Origin of the sequence: Belliella aquatica (assembly GCF_014637795.1) — a bacterium.
In the GTDB taxonomy this organism is placed as follows: Bacteria; Bacteroidota; Bacteroidia; order Cytophagales; family Cyclobacteriaceae; genus Belliella; species Belliella aquatica.
Genome location: NZ_BMFD01000010.1, coordinates 56,310 through 75,422 on the forward strand (window position 1 = coordinate 56,310; position 19,113 = coordinate 75,422).

The 19,113-nt window shown below is 37.1% G+C and carries 15 protein-coding genes; 2 read left to right on the forward strand and 13 right to left on the reverse strand.

The genetic code is table 11. The annotated features are described in order from the left end of the window. Positions 1–7 precede the first annotated feature (7 nt). Complete coding sequence (gene truA / locus IEV57_RS13600; RefSeq protein WP_188443590.1) at positions 8–754, reverse strand: tRNA pseudouridine(38-40) synthase TruA; 747 nt, start codon at positions 752–754, stop codon at positions 8–10. A gap of 113 nt (positions 755–867) precedes the next feature. Between truA and IEV57_RS13605 the strand changes: the two genes are divergently transcribed. Both IEV57_RS13605 and IEV57_RS13610 read left to right on the forward strand, forming a co-directional pair. Beyond that, entirely contained in the window at positions 868–1,347 is a 480-nt protein-coding gene (locus tag IEV57_RS13605; RefSeq protein WP_188443591.1) for a DUF4293 domain-containing protein, read from the forward strand. A gap of 218 nt (positions 1,348–1,565) precedes the next feature. After that, positions 1,566–2,666 carry a trans-sulfuration enzyme family protein gene (locus tag IEV57_RS13610; protein ID WP_188443592.1) on the forward strand — a complete coding sequence of 367 codons (1,101 nt, stop codon included), beginning with the start codon at positions 1,566–1,568 and terminating at the stop codon, positions 2,664–2,666. A gap of 217 nt (positions 2,667–2,883) precedes the next feature. Here the strand turns inward: IEV57_RS13610 and IEV57_RS13615 are convergent, their stop codons facing one another. The 12 genes from IEV57_RS13615 to IEV57_RS13670 form a co-directional block, all read right to left on the reverse strand. Further along, the gene (locus tag IEV57_RS13615) at positions 2,884–3,303 is read right to left on the reverse strand and encodes a 6-pyruvoyl trahydropterin synthase family protein (RefSeq protein WP_188443593.1); all 420 of its coding nucleotides are present in this window, start codon (positions 3,301–3,303) and stop codon (positions 2,884–2,886) included. A gap of 88 nt (positions 3,304–3,391) precedes the next feature. After that, a complete protein-coding gene (locus tag IEV57_RS13620; RefSeq protein ID WP_188443594.1) occupies positions 3,392–4,078 on the reverse strand; it encodes a hypothetical protein in 687 nt (228 codons plus the stop codon). Positions 4,079–4,135: 57 nt separating this feature from the next. Continuing rightward, positions 4,136–5,494 carry a RagB/SusD family nutrient uptake outer membrane protein gene (locus IEV57_RS13625; RefSeq protein WP_188443595.1) on the reverse strand — a complete coding sequence of 453 codons (1,359 nt, stop codon included), beginning with the start codon at positions 5,492–5,494 and terminating at the stop codon, positions 4,136–4,138. A gap of 8 nt (positions 5,495–5,502) precedes the next feature. After that, the gene (locus IEV57_RS13630) at positions 5,503–8,481 is read right to left on the reverse strand and encodes a SusC/RagA family TonB-linked outer membrane protein (RefSeq protein WP_188443596.1); all 2,979 of its coding nucleotides are present in this window, start codon (positions 8,479–8,481) and stop codon (positions 5,503–5,505) included. 344 nt (positions 8,482–8,825) lie between these two features. Continuing rightward, positions 8,826–10,328: a hypothetical protein gene (locus tag IEV57_RS13635; protein WP_188443597.1), complete on the reverse strand. Its 1,503-nt coding sequence runs from the start codon at positions 10,326–10,328 to the stop codon at positions 8,826–8,828. A 15-nt stretch (positions 10,329–10,343) separates the two neighbouring features. Further along, positions 10,344–13,397 (reverse strand): SusC/RagA family TonB-linked outer membrane protein, encoded by a 3,054-nt coding sequence (locus IEV57_RS13640; RefSeq protein WP_188443598.1) that lies wholly within the window; start codon positions 13,395–13,397, stop codon positions 10,344–10,346. A gap of 527 nt (positions 13,398–13,924) precedes the next feature. After that, the gene (locus IEV57_RS13645; RefSeq protein ID WP_188443599.1) at positions 13,925–15,844 is read right to left on the reverse strand and encodes an OmpA family protein; all 1,920 of its coding nucleotides are present in this window, start codon (positions 15,842–15,844) and stop codon (positions 13,925–13,927) included. A 4-nt stretch (positions 15,845–15,848) separates the two neighbouring features. Beyond that, positions 15,849–16,475, reverse strand: coding sequence for a 7-carboxy-7-deazaguanine synthase QueE (locus tag IEV57_RS13650; protein WP_188443652.1), 627 nt, complete (start codon positions 16,473–16,475; stop codon positions 15,849–15,851). 112 nt (positions 16,476–16,587) lie between these two features. Continuing rightward, entirely contained in the window at positions 16,588–17,022 is a 435-nt protein-coding gene (locus IEV57_RS13655) for a GNAT family N-acetyltransferase (protein WP_229744474.1), read from the reverse strand. A gap of 5 nt (positions 17,023–17,027) precedes the next feature. After that, positions 17,028–17,489, reverse strand: coding sequence for a GNAT family N-acetyltransferase (locus IEV57_RS13660; RefSeq protein ID WP_188443601.1), 462 nt, complete (start codon positions 17,487–17,489; stop codon positions 17,028–17,030). Positions 17,490–17,606: 117 nt separating this feature from the next. Continuing rightward, positions 17,607–18,098, reverse strand: coding sequence for a methylated-DNA--[protein]-cysteine S-methyltransferase (locus IEV57_RS13665; RefSeq protein WP_188443602.1), 492 nt, complete (start codon positions 18,096–18,098; stop codon positions 17,607–17,609). A 165-nt stretch (positions 18,099–18,263) separates the two neighbouring features. Beyond that, complete coding sequence (locus tag IEV57_RS13670) at positions 18,264–18,962, reverse strand: XRE family transcriptional regulator (protein WP_188443603.1); 699 nt, start codon at positions 18,960–18,962, stop codon at positions 18,264–18,266. Positions 18,963–19,113 lie beyond the last annotated feature (151 nt).

The following is a 19,113-nucleotide window of genomic DNA, read 5'->3' on the forward strand; positions in this document are numbered from 1 at the left end:
AATTTATTTAAATGAAAATATCCTGAGGGTAGTGTACTTCACACAAAAACAAACCTCTAGCAGGTGCTGAAGAGCTTGCTTGATTTCTGTCTTTACTTTCTAAAATAGCTTTGAATTGCGCCTCTGACAGCTTTCCTTCACCTACATCAGTCAAAGTACCAACGATAGCTCTTACCATTCCCCTCAAAAACCTATTGGACGTTATATGAAATAACAATTCCTGTCCATTTTGTTCCCAATATGCTTCTTTTATTTTGCAACCAAAATGACTAACGTCTGTTTTGATCCTAGAGAAACACTGAAAATCCTCTTGTTCTACAAGCAAACGCGCTACTTCATTCATTTTTTGCACATCCAAATCTCTGAAATAATGCCAAGATAGCTCTTCCTCAAAAGGAGTTTTTCTTGTTGTGATCTTATAAACGTAGCTTCTAATGGTAGCGGAAAATCGTGCATGTGCCTCAGGCTTGACTTCCCGTATTGAATATACAGCTATATCTTTGGCAAGTAGAGAATTTATTTTCTTCAGAAAGTCAAATTGATTTAATACTCCTTCAAAATCAAAATGCGCAAACTGCTGTGAAGCATGAACGCCGGTATCTGTCCTACCCGATCCCATAATAATAATCGGCGTTTTTAGTAAGATTGAAATCGCTTTTTCAATCTCTCCTTGGACAGAAACCGCATTTTTTTGTGTCTGCCAGCCGTGGTAGTTTGTGCCCTTGTAGGCTATCTCTAGAAAGTATCTTTTCATATCTTTTGTCACGGTTGCAAAGATACCATTCCCATTCAAAATTAAATGCCAAAATGACTAATCCTTGCGATTCATGAAATTACCCTGTTTCTTTGTCAAAATTTAAAAATGACATGATACAAAGAATTCAAACCGTATTTCTGTTTCTAGTTGCAGTGGCAATGATTTTGGTAGTAACCTTCCCTATTTGGCAGCAAGTAAATCCTGACCAAAGCCAGATGCTAACACTTACTGCCTGGAGTTTAGATAAAATTGACACCCAAACTCAAGAAGTTATCCAATCAGATGGTAACATATACTTAGGAGTACTGGCACTTGTAGCAGCTGTATTGGCGCTATTTAGTTTGACTCAATACAAGAATAGAACTAAGCAGATGTTTATCAACATGATCAATTCAATAGTAATGGTTGTCACTCTTGCTCTTATTATTTGGACAAGTCACCAAGCCAATGCAAGTTTCAATCCTGAGGTAAATGGTGCTTTTGTGGTCGGCTTTTGGGCAATATTTGGAGGAATGATCATGAATCTCCTTGCCAACAGATTCATCAGAAAAGACGAAATGCTGGTTAGATCAGTAGATAGGATTAGGTAATAAGGATTGGCAGATTTGAATGTTAGAAAGTTTAAAAGTTGGCTGAGCTACAATTCAATAAGTAGAAAGGCCTTCAATTTATTGTCAAATCTGCTATTTCTAAATTTTAGCGGTCTTACATCTTGCGTCTTGCGTCTCTTACCCGACCTTGTCACTTCACACTTTTTATTTACCTTTAAAGATTAATAAAAGCATTAGAACGCATTGACTTTCCTGATATGAAATTAGAAACAATTGCAATACACGCAGGTACAAAAATTACGGATTCACACAAACCAGCTGTCCAGCCGATTACATTAGCGACTACTTTTGAACATCATGAAGAATCTCTAATCTATGCAAGAGCAGCTAATCCAAACCGAAATGCTTTAGAAAATGTATTGGCAAAGTTGGAGCATGGGGAAGTTGCAGCTGCTTTTTCATCAGGAAATGCCGCAGGAATGTCTGTTTTTCAAGCGTTAAGTCCAGGCGATCACATCATTGCTCCTGATGACATGTATCATGGTCTCAGGAATCAATTAACGGGAATATTTCAAGGAATACTTACAGTGGACTTTGTGGACATGACCCAGTCTGAAAACGTAAGCAAGGCCATCAAGAAGGAAACCGCTTTGATTTGGATAGAAACGCCTTCGAATCCACTACTGAAAATATCGAATATCAAAGAAATCTGCGAAATAGCACAAAGAAACAGTATCAAGGTAGTCTGTGACAATACTTTTGCGACGCCTGTTTTTCAAAACCCACTCTTGCTAGGAGCAGATATAGTCATGCACAGTACAACCAAATACCTTGGTGGGCATAGTGATATCATGGGTGGGGCATTAATCGGAAAGTCAGACGATATGTTCTGGGAAAAGATAAGAAATGTACAAATCTCAGGAGGGGCCATTCCTTCACCATTTGATTGCTATATGCTGACAAGAAGCATTAAAACGCTTCCTTACAGAATGAAAGGTCATGCTGAACATGCAGGAATTATTGCCACATTTCTGCAGAATCATGCTGATGTGGAGAAGGTCTACTATCCCGGACTAAAAGACCACCAAGGGCACGCGACTGCTACAAGTCAAATGTCAGGATTTGGTGGCATGCTTTCATTTTTGGTAAAAGGAGGGGCTGAAAAAGCAGATCTTGTTATCTCTAAGTTAAAATACTTTACAAATGCTACCAGTCTTGGAGGAGTCGAAAGTTTAATTGAAAGAAGAGCAGCATCAGAGGGACCTGACACCAAAACACCCCAAAATCTAATAAGAGTATCTGTAGGTTTAGAACATCTAGATGATCTTTTAGAAGACTTGGACCAAGCACTGAAATAATTATGAATTATCCGCAATGATCTCGTTAAGCTATTAAGAAATCTAAAATACCACAAATCGGCCTCAGTCAACAGTCATCTGACCACAGCTGATTGAAATGAACATCATACATCATTATATATGGCCACTAGTAAGAAAGTGGATATTTAAAATTAAACAGAAAAACCCTTTCAAATTCTAGATTTGAAAGGGTTTTTCTGTTTATAATTTCTGAGATTTACTCTCCATAATATTCAACAAAATTTCGGGGTGTTTCATAAAGTGTAAGCTTGTACAAACTTCCATGAGGAGTAATTTCGCTTACTGCAGGCTCGAGAATTTTCCAAAATTCCATAATTAAGATTTCACAACTTGCCATTTTCCCCAACATAAAATCTACATCAAGGTTAAGATTTTTATGATCTACCTTATCAATAACTAGCTCACGGATCACATTGCTGAGTTGTTTAAGATCTACAACAAATCCAGTATCTGCGTCAGGCATTCCTTTTACAGTCACGATCAACTCAAAGTTGTGTCCATGCCAGTTGGCATTCGCACAAGGTCCAAAGACCTCTAGATTTTTTTCCTCTGACCATTTGGGGTTCCACAGCTTATGCGCTGCATTGAAATGCTCTTTTCTGCAAACGTGTATCATTACTAATCTGATTTGGGTTGCAAATCTAAGGAAAAGATTGTGAAATAAGAATTAAGAAGATTTACAAAAAAATATCCTAATTTACAACCTATAGTTTTTCTATAAAAACAAATACTTTCTGCATGTCACTGACATTATTGAAATCAATGTTTTGTTTATTTACAAATTCTCTAGCTTCCTTCCATTTTTCCCCAGCAAGGAATTTTATACCAGAATTATTCTTTTTAATTTCAGTTATTTCACTGTTTTCCAATAGGTAATAAGAAATCACTTCTTTATACTCGTCAAACTTCGGACCTGAATTATAAGCACCTCCCACATTCGCCTTAACAAACTTTTTTTCAACTAAAGCAAAAAACTGCTTATCGTTTGTCTCAAATACTGATTGAGCATACATCAACCTATCATTTAATCGTATTGGTTTGAAAAGTATGCTATCTTCAATGAAAAGAATAGATTCAATATATGAAGCTTCTGGAACTACTATGTTATTAGGCTTGATTTGTACATAAAGTTCAGATTGACTTGGTAGAATATTAGCTAGCACATTATCATGAGTCTTACCTGTGATCATCGTAACTTTAGCTTTTTTCAAGTCTTCAAAAAGAAATGGTGAACCAATCACCCCTTCACTTTTAGGCTGAAGACCAATATAAGTAGCAAAATTATCCTTGAGATCTATAAAGGTTTGACTTCCATCAGAATTTCCTACAGCTGTTTGCGAAAATGATGGAATACTTAATGCTATAAAAAACAAAGAAATTAGGATGCGCATAGTCTTTAAAATAAAAGAGCCAAAGGATATACCTTTGGCTCTAGATTAATTACTTAATTAATAATTTGGATTCTGAGTAAGGTTAGGATTGACATCTCTTGCATTTAGAGGAATTGGCATCAATGTTCTCCAAACAGGGATTTCAAAAGCATCTACTGCTCTACCTGTTCTTACCATGTCATGCCATCTATGACCTTCAAAAGCAAATTCTAATCTCCTTTCAGCTAAAATCACATCAATTGCTTGTTCTATGTTAGCTGGTAAAGTAACTACAAGAGACTGATCATTGAATGCTCTCCTTCTGATTACTTGTAAATCAGCAGCAGCACCAACAAAATCGCTATTTCTAACTCTAGCTTCAGCTCTTATAAGATACATCTCTGCAAGCCTTAGTACGTGAACTCCATCAGTACCAGTAGTATTGTCTCTGTATTTGAAATTCACAAATACTCCAGGAGCTTCTTCTCTGATAGATGCAGCTCTTCTTAAATCACCTGTTGAATAAGAATTCCAAAGACTCTCTGTTGCTCCAAATTCAAATCTACCTCCATTGTCTCTTCCATACCAGAAAGTAACTGGATTTTGATTGTTTGCATCAAAGAAAATTTCAAATATAGCTTCAGTTGTTCCTTTACCAGCTACCTGATTTTCAAAAGGAACTAAGGCATACGTACTGTTACTAATTACAGTAGTAGCAGCAGTTTCTGCATTAGGATAATCTCCTGTATAAAGATATAATCTAGCTAATAAAGCTTGAGCAGCACCTCTAGTGGCTCTGTGTCTAGTGTTATTATTAGATGTGTAAGAAACAGGCAGCAAAGGAATTGCATCAGTCAAATCTTTCAAAACACCTGCATAAACTGTGGCTCTAGGATCTCTAGCAACGAAATAACTTTCGTCGATAGGAGCTGCTGTAGCTCTCAAAACCAAAGGAACATCACCAAAATAATTCGCAAGATTAAAGTGATTTAATGCTCTCACGAACAATGCCTCGCCTTTGTATTGATCTTTTAACGATTGAGCCATATCAATACCATCAACTTGAGTAATAATATTATTAGCTCTATTGATATTATTGTAGGCAGAAGCCCAAATAGCACCAATCTCACCATTTACGGCATCCCAATTTTTTAGATCTAAATCTCTCCAGGTATTAAACGAACCTGTGTGTGATACATCATTAGAAGCAATATCACCTACCACATTCATTCTGAACCCAAGATTATTACCACCAGCAAGGCCGCCGTATAATCCTAAAACAGCTGCATTAGCACCTTGTTGATTAACAAACACAAGGTTTGAAGACAATGAATCTACTGGTTCTAGCTCTAATAACTCGTCCGAACAAGATGACAGAAGCATCGCAGCACCCAGTAAAGAGCCTATAATTTTTGTATTAAATATATTTTTCATCATTCTTAACTTTAAAATCCTAGATTAAGACCAAGTGTAAACGTTTTCGCCTGTGGGAAAGTCAAGAAATCATAATTTCTCGCAATATTAGCCCCTGGCTGAGAGTTCAATTCAGGATCCCAACCTGTGTATTTGGTCCAAGTGATTAAGTTTTGAGCCATTGCATAGATTCTGAATTGTCTTACTCCAATACTTTGCAATACATTACCCGGTAAAGTGTAACCTAATGATAAGTTCTTCAATCTTAAGAAAGAAGCATCTTCTAACCATCTGTCAGAATCTACTCTATTGTTTCTATTTGGGTCTAGAGAAGTTGCTCTAGGGATATCAGTGATATCACCTGGCTGCTGCCATCTCTGTAACGCTAATTCAGACATCCCCCATGCAGAAAATCCTAAGTGTTGATTGAATTGTGCAGATCTATTGATTACATCAAATCCATAAGTAAACTGTAAAAAGACATTCAAATCAAAACCTTTGTAAGTAAATGTGTTATTCAAACCACCAAAGAAATCAGGATTTGGCTTACCTACGTATTGTCTGTCATCTGGTGTAATTGCTCCATCTTCATTTAAATCTACAAACATCAAATCGCCTGTTTCTGGATCTACACCATTGGATTTGATCATAAAGAATGCTCCTAAAGGCTGACCAACTGCTGCTCTACTTTGTAGTGAGTTGATTGGTGTATTTTCATCAACAATCGCAGTTACTTCATTCTTAATAAATGAAATGTTGAACTGTGAATTCCAATTGAATCCTCCCTTGTTGATGATATTTCCTGATAGGGAAAGTTCAACACCATTGTTTCTCATTGAACCAATATTCTCTGTAATGGATCCAAAACCTGAAGTATTTGGTATTGGCTTATTCAAAAGAAGGTTTGTTGTATTTTGAACGAAATATTCAGCAGACACTTGGAATCTATCATTCAAGAAACCCATATCTAAACCAAAGTTCAATGTACTACTTTCTTCCCAACTCAATCTACCATTTGGTAATTGCGATGGTGCAAAACCTGGAGAAGCAAGATAATTAGCTCCAGCTGAATACAAATTCAATGCTTGGAAATTACCTATACCGTCTTGGTTTCCAGTCACACCGTAACTCACTCTACCTTTTAATAAACTGATAACAGCTGAATTCTTTAAGAAACTTTCTTCTGACAAGATATAACCTACAGAACCTGCTGGGAATATACCGTATCTGTTTTCTTCACCGAATCTTGATGAACCATCAGATCTTAAACTTGCAGATACCAATAATTTGTCTTTCCAACGGTAATTTGCTCTACCAAAATATGATAAAAGCGCATATTCAGTTCTAAAAGAACTACCTGCATTCACTTCAGCTGCTGAAGTGATATATTTAAAATCCGCTCCTGGGAAATTAATACCTGTAACAGATCCAGTTTCAGAGACATATCTCTGATAAGATTGACCTAAAATAGCATCAAAATAGTGATCATCCCCAAAAGTCTTAGAGTATGACACTATATTTTCATTCAAATAAGTTGTAAATAAGTTGTTGGCTTGGGTACCTGTACCGTTTGTTGCAAAACCACTTCTTACTGTATTAGGATTATACACATCCTGTCTACCGTAGATGATATCTGCTCTAAAAGATGTTTCAAATCTCAAACCAGGTATGATTTTATATCCAACTGAAATATTTGGTTGAAGTCTATATTCATTCAGTTCATTCTTAACTTCCCGAATCAATGCTTGAGGATGCGCAATCAATGTACTGAAAGCATGGTTGTAACTTCCGTCTTCCAAGAAAGGCTCAAAATCTGGTCTTGCCAAGGTTGCTGCACTAAATACACCGAAGATGTTGTTATCATTACCTCTTAGATTCTGTCTAGTATTTACCAATCTTAGATTTGATTTCAAATCAACTCTCTCACTGAACTTGTGATCTACAGATATACTTGTAGAATATCTAGTGAAATCAAACCCTCCCATGAATCCTTCATTTTTGAACATTCCTCCAGAAACGAAAAATTGTGTGTTATCAGATCCACCTCTAACCGAAACGTTATAATCTTCGATAGATCCCTGCTGAAAGATTAAACCATACCAGTCTGCATCAGGTGCTTCCGCAACCTGAGCATCTGTGAATAAAGCTGGTCTACCATCATTCGTTCTTGATTCGTTCATCAATTCTCTCCATTGAGAACCTGTAACATTCTCCACTCGATTAGTTGGTTCTTGTATACCTCTGTAAATTGAAAGATCAACTTGAGCTTTTCCTGCCTTACCTCTTTTAGTTGTGATAAGTACAACACCATTTGCTCCTCTTGACCCGTAGATCGCAGCTGATGCAGCATCCTTCAATACCTCAATTGATTCAATATCATTTGGGTTAATTTGAGAAAGCACGTTTGTAGTCTGACCTCCACGGCCGACACTTGAAGTGTTACCACTGTAAACAGGCATACCATCGACAACGTATAAAGGTTCATTACTTGCAGAAATTGAAGCTGTACCTCTTACATTAATGCTGATTGCACCTCCTGGTGTTCCTGATGCAGAACTTACCAAAACACCCGCTGCTCTACCTTGAATAGCTTGGTCAATACCCGCAACAGGTAAGTTTTTGATATCCTCAGAACTAACAGAAGAAATAGCGCCTGTTACTTCTCTTTTAGTCATTTCACCATAACCAACTACAATCACCTCTTGAAGTGATTTCATATCTGGTCTTAATGTAACTGAAATGATGGACTGATTCCCAATAGTTAATTCCTGAGTCTCTAATCCAACGAAACTAACTACTAATACATTTTTATCAGATGGAACATTGATTGAAAATTTTCCATCAAGATCAGTTGCTACACCGACTGTAGTACCTTTTACCAACACCGATGCTCCCGGTATAGGTAAATTATCTTCTCCCGAAATAACGGTTCCAGTAATAACACGACTTTGTCCAAATGCCATAGCACTTATGAAAAGGAGCGTGAATCCTAAGAGTAAAACTTTCCTCATATTTGTATTTATTTGATGTAAATAATATGCAATTGTAATTATTAACTAAATACAATCCAAAAGTGTTAGATAAAACGACACTAGAACCATTGATGTAAAAAATTAACAATTATTTATTTTTAGGATAACACCAATCTTAATTCTTGTTATTAAAAATTTCCTATCGAATGAACACTTACTTCTTTGGTTTTAAAAACATTAACCAAACAAAATTTTTTTTCAAGAAATTTTAAAAAATGACCGTAAATGAAACAAAAATATGGACTAAATTTCTTTGAAGCATTAAAAAAAAGCCTTAAGAAAAATCTTAAGGCTTTTTTTTAATTAGTGAATATTGAAAGATATTAATTATCTCCTCCAAATGTATAGACAGGTAAACCTCTCAAATCCAACTCTGACGCAGGAACTGGTAGCTGTCTTACAGTTCCTGGAATCAAACCATGTCTCTCAACAGTAGTTCTTCTTCTATTCATCCAAGGCTTAGCAACACCATCTAAGTAATGCTCAACAAAATGCTCATAATAAATCGCGTCCAAGATCTGATCATTGGAAGCACTCGCAGCTACGGCAGCAAGTTCTCCTACAGATACTCTTCTGTCATTGATAAACCCAACAGCAGCTGATTTATCTCCGCCAGTTCTTACCAAAGCCTCAGCTCTAATCAGACCCATTTCATTTTTGGTCAAGTGTGCAATAGGACCAGTATATTGTAACAAGTAGTCTACATATCTAATAGACCTTCTATTACTGAAGAAATGATACCCTCTCGCCGGCTGGAATGTGTTACCAGCAACGTGTACAGTATAAATATTCAACCTTTTGTCCACAGGATTAGTGATCGCAGGAAGCGTATTTGTATTTTCTGGCCATGGGTAAGGAGCCGTTGTAGTTTGTGTATCAACAGTTGTTGGTCCACCTGTACCACCTTCCATCATATTCACAATTCTTTGACTCATTCTTGACCAAAGAGATAGCTGACCTTGAATCAACAATCTTGACCACCAAGAGAAACCACCATCACCATTTGGAGAGAAATCCTTAACCATTGGAGTATTAGTCAAAGAAACTATCTTTGCCCAATCCAAAGCCTCAGTCTCTGCCGAAGTTCTAGCAGAATATGCCAAGATCATCGCAGCATAGTTTCTACAAAAAGCAGCTGCTTCAGCACCTGACATAACCTGACCAGGTATTTGAGAAATCTCTGCAGATGGATTTGATTCGAAAATCGCTGCTGCTTCTTCAAATTTCTGTACAGCTGCTGCAGCTACCTCAGGATAGGGGACAAACTCAATATTTGCAAGCTCATCTTCAGAAAGAGTTTCATCAGCTACATAAGATTGGTCAAACAAAAGTGCATTCCAACCCAATGCAAGGCCTTGCAATACTTTAGAATTAGCAAGCACATTCGCTGTCAAGTCTGTATTCGTCTCAGGATCGATCAACTGACCACCGAATTCGGATTCTAAAACAAATAACGCTTCTCTTATTGCTCCAAGAACCTGATTATTTCTAATCCAAGGCTGCGTCAAAATAAAACGGTTACCATAAGCTAAGGTGTTATTGAATGGCAATCTAGGCTTAGCGCCAAGATCAAACATCCCCCAGTTACCCCAAGAGGCAGAGATCCCCTCACCTGTAACTGACAAGGCCATATTAGGTTCATTTTTTTGTATCCCATCCCACCAAAGAGTGTACTGCCCTTCTACGACGGAAAGAATGTCAGATGGGTTAGCATAAACATCCGCTAAGGATGCCGCATTCAAATCTTCTACCTCAAGGTCCTCACAACTAGAGAAAACCATGATTAAACTTAAAAGAAATGAAAAGATTAATTTATTATTTTTCATATTATTTTCTATTTATTAGAATGTCAAAGTTACAGACGCACCATAGTTTCTTACTAGTGGCAAATTGAAATCATCGACAGGAAGAACAAAACTTCCAGTTGAAGGATCAAAACCAGAGTACTTAGAAATCAACAATAAGTTTCTAGCAACAAAACTTAGCTTTGCTGATTTGAATACTGAACCTACTCCTAATTTTGTCATATCTGCATTGTTTAAATCATAGTTGAAAGCTAATTCTCTCAATCTAACATGCGAAGCATCTTCTACCCAAGCATCTGTGTATCTATTCTGATTGTAAATACTCAAGAAATAACTTGTATGCTTTCTTTCGTCTGGAGCAAAACCTGCTTGATCAAACATTGGGTGCAACTGATCTCTTGCCAACCACTGAGCACCTTGATTATAAACATTTCCACCGTTTTGATATTCCCAAAGCATGAAAATATTTAATTTTTTGTATCTAAAGTTAGTGATCAATGAAGTAAAGAAATCAGGCTGACCATTACCAATAATGTTGGTCTGTGTAAACACACCATTTTCGTCTGTAACCATGATAGCACTCTCAGCAGAAGTAAATTCAGTGCCTCTTCTAATCACATATCCTTCTCTATTAATTTCAAAATCTTCTAGAGTAAGGCCTCCTGCTACGTTAGCTACAGTTCCATCAGGTCTGATAGTCAAATCATCCAAAGACCTAACAAGTTTAACACCATAAAGTTGCGTATAAATACCACCACCTCTCGAGAATAAACCTAAACCACCATTCACAGGCAAATCAGGTCTATTGAAAGATGTGATCTCTTGTCTAGTTCTATCGAAGTTCAATATGAAATCTAATCCAAAGGTAGATGTCTGTACTGCCTTATATCCTAAGCTAATTTCTAAAGTACTTGTTTCCAAGGTACCCGCATTTTGTACCTGACTTGTACGGCCTGTTACAGCTGAAATCGGAACAGACATGATTTGATCTGCATTATCTTGGAAAGAGTAAGAAGCGTTGAACGACCACTTTTTCAAGAATTCCATGCTCAATATCCCTTCAAATTCTGTAGTGATATTTGGTTTCAAGAATGGGTTTGCAAGAACAGTTGGTCTGCTGATCACACCATTATTAATGTTTGCTCTTTCAAATCGATCTGTAAATCCAGGTCTACCTCCGGCAGTACCTAAAGAAGCACCAATTTTCAATTCGTCAATACCATTAATTTTCACAGCCTCTGAAATTCTGTAACCTAAAGAACCTCTAAAGAACGTTTGCCATCTTTCCTCAGCACCAAATAGAGATACACCATCTCTTCTTACCACAAAGTCAAACAAATATCTTTCTTGATAATCACCACCTACAGAGAATGAGAAGTTATCCGCTCTTACTTGTTGGGTATTTGAAGCTCCTGCAGATAAGAATGGAAGTCCATCTTCCGGAGACAAAGTAACATTACCAAAGAAATCAAATCCTCCTTGTACACCTAAGTTTCTACCAGACACAGAGAAACTTTCTCCGTTAGCATCTTCATATTGGTAGAAGAGATTTGACCTTAAGTTCAAATCACCTATTCTTTTTACATAAGCAAGTCTCGCAGAAGTAGTAATCGCTAATGTATTAGAATAACCTCTTGCTAATGAACCACGACCTGGCTCACCTTGATTGGCTAAGTAACCTATATCTTGGAAAGATCTTGAGTTTGTATCCCAAGTATCAACACCAAAAGCTGTTTCAAAGAATAAACTTTCAGTCAATTCAACTTTCAAAGTAGAGTTTGCAATAATTCTTTGTCTAACTTGAGAAGCTTGGTTATTAGAGATCTGATAGAAAGGATTAAATTCAGATGTTGGTGAGAATTTATTCACATTGAATTTGTATGGTGTTCCATTTTCATTCAATTCATTCAAATCGGCACTAGGATCCATCATGATCAAAGTACGGATATATCTACTTCTGTTATCATTTTGAGTTCTGATAAAGATCGCACTGTTAGATAATGTAAAACGTGTGCCTAATTTTTGATCATTATTGAATCTCAAGTTATATCTTCTGTTACCATCATGCAGGGGAATACCACCTGATGCATTCTGATGCTCAAAAGATACCATCGTATTGCTATTTGCTCCTCTACTCTGAATTCTAGCATAGTTTGTCAAAACTGTAGTACCAGTGAAGAAATCTTCTACGTGATTCGTGTAAGAAGGGAAAGGTTGGTCAGAAATATTTGGAATTCTTGGAACCCCTTGTCCAGTACCATCTACTCTAATAGAACCGTCAGCATTCAATTCAAAAGAATGGTGCAAGGTTTTGTTTGGAGATCTTGAAATATAAGCATTCTCAAAAGCAACTTCATTACGAACCATTACTTGAGTTGTACCTACTTTAAGGTCTTTCCCTCTTTTGGTCGTGATCGCGATTACACCATTAGCAGCACGAGATCCGTAAAGTGTAGCCGCAGAAGCACCTTTCAATACTTCAAAACGCTCAACGTCTTGCATGTTTATATCCGCTAATGTTCCTTCAATCAAAACACCATCTAATACAATAAGTGGAGCTGAGCTACCAAAGATTGATGTAGAACCTCTCAATTGAATTGCTGGACCACCTCCCGGAGCATTACTTGGTCTAACTCTTACACCAGGAAGTTTCCCAGCCAAAGCAGAACCAGCATTTGCTGCAGGTACTTGTTGGATGATATCTTCACCTACAGATGCTACTGTAAATGGAAGCTTTTTGATAGGAGTAGCAGCTGCAACCCCAGTCACAACAACCTCTCCGAGTGTTGTTAAATCTGTTCCCAAAGTAACGTCCACGATTGAACGATTCCCAACACTAATTTCTTGTGTTTCTAATCCAATAAATCTAAAGATCAAAACCACTGCATCGTTATCTGGAACAATGATGGAATAGTTACCATCAAAGTCTGTAACGACTCCTTTCGTAGTACCTTTAATCTGGATATTAACACCAGGAATTGGTAGGTCATCTTCTCCTGAAATGACAGTACCTTTCACTTCCCTAGATTGTGCATTGGCATAAAAACCAAATAACATAAACAAGGAAAGAAGTAGTAAACTTTTTCTCATAATATTTAATTAAGGTGAAACTTATCACCGAGTTTAATCGATAAAAATATTAAAACAAAAAAAATATTTTAGTTAAAATTCTGATAAAAATACCTTAAACAGAATAAAATTTTACTAATTAAGGTAATATTGAGTATTTAACATATTTTAACTGGTTAGAGGAAACATTAATTTATTTTTTCAGGGAAAACTTTTTCAAAAAAAAATGAAACTTTTTTAAACCTAAAGCGTTAAGAAATTTATTTTTTGGTGAAGAAGATAAAAATGTAAAAAACCGGACAATTGAAGCTGACAAAATTTCCATTACTAATCTCAGTTGTATCAGTCTAACAGATTCGCTTTTACATTCTTAAAACTTAATAATAAGTTTATTTGCTTTTTCTGATGGGAAAGAAACCTAATTGATAAAATTTATTTATAATTTTTAAAAATCAAAGTTAATTTTAGTGGTAAAAAGTTTTTAAAAAAATTTATTTGAAAAGCGCAAAAATTCTTTAAAAACCCCATACCGTATTTAATAAAACCAGTTAAATAATTTTTACTGTAATTCTCCTATTAATAGCTCTGTTTTCTGGACTGTCATTTCCAACTACTGGCTTAGTCGACCCAAAACCCATCGTCCTCAACCTTTCCTGATGGATACCATTCAAAATCAGAAAGGACTTTACGCTTTCAGCTCTTCTTAGACTTAAGTCTTTGTTGTAAGCCTCTGAACCCACATTATCCGTATGACCTGCGATCAAAATGTTAATGGATGGATTGTCATTCATGAATGAAATCAAACGCCTTAGAGAACTTCTGGATTCCGACCTCAGGTCATCCTTATCAAAATCAAAAAATATATTCTCGAAAATAAACTCCTCTCCTGCTGCCACAGGCGTAAGTTCTACATCTAAATTCTTTTTGTTCTGAAGACTATCTCTATCCACGTTATAAATCTTTGGCAGATAGCCTTGCTTCTCCACATACAAGCCTGAAGCAGGCTTGTCTGGATAAAGCATGGTAAACTCACCCGTCCTGCCATCGGACTCAAACTGATACAAAGTACTATCTGTAACCAAATCAACCAAAGATAGCTTCGCTTGAATTGGCTCTCCGGTGTTTTTATTCAAAACCTTACCTTCAGTCACCATCAAGCGCTCTCCTAAATCAATTTGATCCGGAAACTCAAACTTGTAAAGAAAAGACCGCTCTTGAACTCCATTATTAAAGACTGTCTCCGTATAATATGCGTAGTCTCGCTGCGCCGTGATAAATAAAGCCAACTGATCTTGATGGTCATTGATGGGGAAACCAAGATTGACAGGATCCTCAAATTCACCAGCCTTTACTCTTGAAATAAACAAATCAAGACCTCCAAAACCTGTATGTCCTTCAGAAGCGAAAAATAAAATTTCATTATTAAAATAAATAAATGGAGAAACCTCATCTTTAGATGTATTCACTTTGTCTCCTAGGTTTTGAGCTTCTGCCCAACTTCCATCTGGCATTCTCAAGGAAAACCAAATGTCTTTACCTCCAAATCCTCCTCTTCTATTTGAAGAAAAGAAAAGAATCCTTCCATCTGCCGACAAAGACGGTTGCGAATCCCATACACGCGAATTCACATTCTTTCCCATATTAACAGGACGTTGCCATTCGTCATTAACCTTATATGAAATGTACAAATCACAATCCCCAAAGGAATCAGGCATTTGGCAGGAAGTGAAAATCAAGATTTTCCCGTCAGCAGAAATCGTGCAGGTACCTTCATTGTAAGCAGAATTGATACTTGATGCAATACTGCGAGGTGATCCCCACACAAGTGAATCTTCATTGTAATAGGATACAAAAATATCTTCATGCTCATAATTGGCAAGTCCATCTCGCTTGGTAAAAAGCATTTTCTTACTATCAGCCGTCAACACTGGAAAATACTGTAAAGCAAATTGATTCAATGGTTCTGCGAGTTTTTCCTTCTTTATATCATAAGATTGCTCAAGCTCCGACTTAATAAAATGAATTTGCTCTTCCATTTCCTTAAAGGGACGCGTAAGTTTAAAATTTGCATTAATTAAACCTCGAGCTTGCTCAAATTCCAGAATCGCAGCTTCAAAATCTCCTAACTTCAGATATGAATGCATTTTTAGCCAAGCAATCTCACCTAGTAAATTCGCTGGAGCCTTGACTTTTCTGCCTAAGCCTCGGTCGGCAACTTCTACCGCTTGATCAGGAAATCCCTGTGTCAATAGGATTCTGCCCCACTTCAGATAAGATTCCAAAAAATTAGCTTCTCTGTTGATAGAAGCTTTGAATTTCTCTATTGCCTCATTATACATCCTCTTTTGGATCAATTCATCTCCTTCCTGATGCAGTTTGATAGCCCTACTATCTATAATCGTATAGGTTTGGCTAAAGCCTGTAAAGGAAATTAAAAATAAGAATATAAAGAGGAGCCCTTGCTTCATAGATTTATGGTATGTTCATAAATTTATGTGTTTGTAGGGATATATTCCAATTTGGATGTAATTTTGCGTAAGTTATTATCTCATTAGTGAAAATTTTTGCTTTGCTCCACTCAGGCTGTAAAAGTAAATTACAGGCCTCATTGACCTGAGAAGCATGTTTTTCAGCGAATTCAAAATCGGATTGATGAAAAATGACAACTTTCAGTTCATTTGCTACCTCATAAATACTTGGATGTGGCGCCTTGAATTTCTTCGGAGAAAAACAAACCCAATCGAAATCCCCTGAAAAAGGATGTGCTCCAGATGTTTCTATATGTGTGGTAAATCCTTCTTGCTTCAATAAAGCCGTAAGTGGATTCATATCATACATCAATGGCTCTCCACCTGTGATGACCACTTTTCGACATGGATATTGCTTTGCCTCAGCGACAATGTCTTGGATAGTCAAAACAGGCCATTTCTCAGCTTCCCAAGAATCTTTGACATCACACCACACGCAACCTACGTCACATCCACCTAATCTGATAAAATATGCGGGATGACCTGAAAAAGTGCCTTCTCCCTGAATCGTATAAAAAGCTTCCATGACTGGAAGCATTGTCCCTGCTGCTACTGCTGTTTTCTTATCCATCATAATTTTTGGTAAAGCGGGTAATCGAACCGCTATGTAAAACTCACTCCGATTTTCGGACTGCAAAGGTAGAACTTATTTCATGATAAGTAAAATTAGATTTGATCTTTACCTAAAGCACTTTTTCCATGACAATTCTATAATCTTCAATTTTACCTTTTTTAATTAAATCTACAATCATAAAACCTCTATTCAATCCAAAATGAATCATCTTAGAAAGCTTGTTTCTAGTCTTGAAATAGATTTTGAGATAACCTTGGTTTTTGGCCCAAAGCTCTTGCGCATCGGCCAGCTTCGTAGCAACGCCCTTTCTCCTGTGAGAATCCAATACTCCTCCCATCCATGAATAGAAAGTATGTGCCGAATCACGTTGATAACCCACTTTGAAGCCTACCTGCACACCATCAACCTCTGCAATCAATATTAAATGGGTAACCTGTTTGAGACGGTCTTCATATATTTTTTCTGAATATGGTTGATAGAATTCGCTGACTCTCTGACTTAATGCAACTACCTCTTCAATGCTACCTTGCCTAATTTTGATCATGTCTTTCATAAGTTAAGTTCCATTTTGATATCACATCGGAGGTATTTGCCACACTCAGGCAGCAATTCTGCAAAACCTAAACTCCGATAAAGCCCAAGGGCAGGAATCAGCTTGGTATTGCTATAAAGTTGAAGTTTCTTTCCTCCTATTTTCCTTGCTTCAAGGATGATCGCTTCTGCAAGCAACCTCCCAATTCCCCTTCCCTGATATTCTGGAATTACGGCCATCTTGATCATTTCAAAAAGCCCATGATCCACAAACTTCAAACCCACAGTTCCTACAATCCTGTCTCCTTCTTTTACTAACAGAATTGCTCCACCTGAATTTAGGATGGAAGTTTCAGGATTTTGCAATTGCTCCAAATCAAAAGGCTCAACAGAAAAATGCTCCTCTACCCAGGACAAGTTGATTTCTTGGAAATGAATTTGATATTGCTCGGAATATGGAATGATCTGAACTGCCTGCATTAGGATCTGAATTAGATCAAAAATAAAGGTTTTCTAGCAATTATACATAAAAAAAGCTTCGTAAAAAGAGAAGAAATAATCACCCTTTACGAAGCTTTTTGGAAGTGGTATTTTTGCCTAGTTTGAGAAACCCAACACAGACTGTATTCCCACTTTATCTTTATTTTCTAATTCAAGAAGTTCTGACTTGCGCCATACACCTCCCGCATAACCGGTCAATTGTCCCTGTTTGCCCACGACCCTGTGACAGGGTAGCATCATCAAAATAGGATTGGAACCAATCGCTGAACCTACTGCTCTCACAGCATTTGGACTCCCAAGATTCAGGGCTATTTGCTCGTAGGTTTTTGTGTTCCCAAAGGGAATCTTGTTGATCTCCAACCAGACTTTCCTTTGAAAATCAGTACCTCCAAGCGCCACAGGGATATCAAATGTTTTTTGCTTCCCCTGAAAGTATAAGCCTAACTGAATCCTGACATCCATCAATACCCCATCTAGGAAGGTATCTGTCTCAGGTTCTTCGGTAAATTGTAAAGAAATCAAATAACCGTCAAAGACTTCTGCTTTGACATTGCCCAAAGGCGTCTCCATCACTGCATACTCTCTCATATCTACTGTCTTTTTTAAGGTTAAAACTCAATGATCAATAAATACTTTCACGCCAATATTGTAGTAACGAAATATAAGCTGTTTTGTCTTAGAATCTCCCATGTTATTTGCAGATTTTGACAAAATTTAAGAATTAACTACTCCAAAACCCTCACATCGGACATCTCAATAAATCACCAACCTATACTTCCACAGTTCCCTTACTTCTGAAATATTCACATAGAACGGCTTATAAATCGGATTGCTTGAGCAAAGCAATAACCTCTCCTTTTCCTTAATCTGATTGTAAGCGATTTTGAAAGTCACCCCATCTTGCTCTGTGACGACTACGTATTTCTCCCCATCCTTTAGCGCAGTCCAATCATCCATGTATTCACACACTATCCAAGCGCCTTCCGGAATCGGCAGCATGGAATCCCCATCAAGCTGAAAAACTCTGTGCTTCTTATCTGTAGGTAAAAATGGCAAAGAAAATCTAGGCAACTCCTCAATAAAATCAGGATCAGAAAATCCTGCTAAATAGGAGGCTTTTGCTTTTTGGGAAACCACTTCTATCAGTTCCCTACCATCTACATCAACTGTGGTGGTGAGAATTCGCAGATTTTTCCCTTTGAGAAACTGATCTGTCTCCAAGACCTGTCGCAACTTGTACTCAGAAAGCGAGCTCAGATCTTTTCTGATCAATAAATCTACCGACACCCCAAAATAATCCGAAAACGCCAATAAAGTATCTAAGGGTGGATTGATGTTTAGCTCATAACCTGCCAACTTGGACCTGCTGATCCCTATGGCATTTGCTAAGGTTTCCTGAGTGAGCGATTTTGCTCTTCGGAGAAATTTGATGTTTGAATTTAAAGAAGGCATGGTAGTGATATAGGATTAATGGATGTTATAAATGTTGATAAGGAATTACTTGAATCAGAAGCTTTTGAGAATCACATTTTTTCCCTCTTTGTTTCTGAAGAAAAACCGTTCATTTTTCAAATCGTGACATTCCTTGTCAAAGGTATTTTTT

Excerpts from the sequence above, each read along its gene's own strand:
- truA (WP_188443590.1), bottom strand. The coding sequence starts at position 754 with ATGAAAAGATACTTTCTAGAGATAGCCTACAAGGGCACAAACTACCAC.
- IEV57_RS13605 (WP_188443591.1), top strand. The coding sequence starts at position 868 with ATGATACAAAGAATTCAAACCGTATTTCTGTTTCTAGTTGCAGTGGCA.
- IEV57_RS13610 (WP_188443592.1), top strand. The coding sequence starts at position 1,566 with ATGAAATTAGAAACAATTGCAATACACGCAGGTACAAAAATTACGGAT.
- IEV57_RS13615 (WP_188443593.1), bottom strand. The coding sequence starts at position 3,303 with ATGATACACGTTTGCAGAAAAGAGCATTTCAATGCAGCGCATAAGCTG.
- IEV57_RS13620 (WP_188443594.1), bottom strand. The coding sequence starts at position 4,078 with ATGCGCATCCTAATTTCTTTGTTTTTTATAGCATTAAGTATTCCATCA.
- IEV57_RS13625 (WP_188443595.1), bottom strand. The coding sequence starts at position 5,494 with ATGATGAAAAATATATTTAATACAAAAATTATAGGCTCTTTACTGGGT.
- IEV57_RS13630 (WP_188443596.1), bottom strand. The coding sequence starts at position 8,481 with ATGAGGAAAGTTTTACTCTTAGGATTCACGCTCCTTTTCATAAGTGCT.
- IEV57_RS13635 (WP_188443597.1), bottom strand. The coding sequence starts at position 10,328 with ATGAAAAATAATAAATTAATCTTTTCATTTCTTTTAAGTTTAATCATG.
- IEV57_RS13640 (WP_188443598.1), bottom strand. The coding sequence starts at position 13,397 with ATGAGAAAAAGTTTACTACTTCTTTCCTTGTTTATGTTATTTGGTTTT.
- IEV57_RS13645 (WP_188443599.1), bottom strand. The coding sequence starts at position 15,844 with ATGAAGCAAGGGCTCCTCTTTATATTCTTATTTTTAATTTCCTTTACA.
- IEV57_RS13650 (WP_188443652.1), bottom strand. The coding sequence starts at position 16,475 with ATGGATAAGAAAACAGCAGTAGCAGCAGGGACAATGCTTCCAGTCATG.
- IEV57_RS13655 (WP_229744474.1), bottom strand. The coding sequence starts at position 17,022 with ATGATCAAAATTAGGCAAGGTAGCATTGAAGAGGTAGTTGCATTAAGT.
- IEV57_RS13660 (WP_188443601.1), bottom strand. The coding sequence starts at position 17,489 with ATGCAGGCAGTTCAGATCATTCCATATTCCGAGCAATATCAAATTCAT.
- IEV57_RS13665 (WP_188443602.1), bottom strand. The coding sequence starts at position 18,098 with ATGAGAGAGTATGCAGTGATGGAGACGCCTTTGGGCAATGTCAAAGCA.
- IEV57_RS13670 (WP_188443603.1), bottom strand. The coding sequence starts at position 18,962 with ATGCCTTCTTTAAATTCAAACATCAAATTTCTCCGAAGAGCAAAATCG.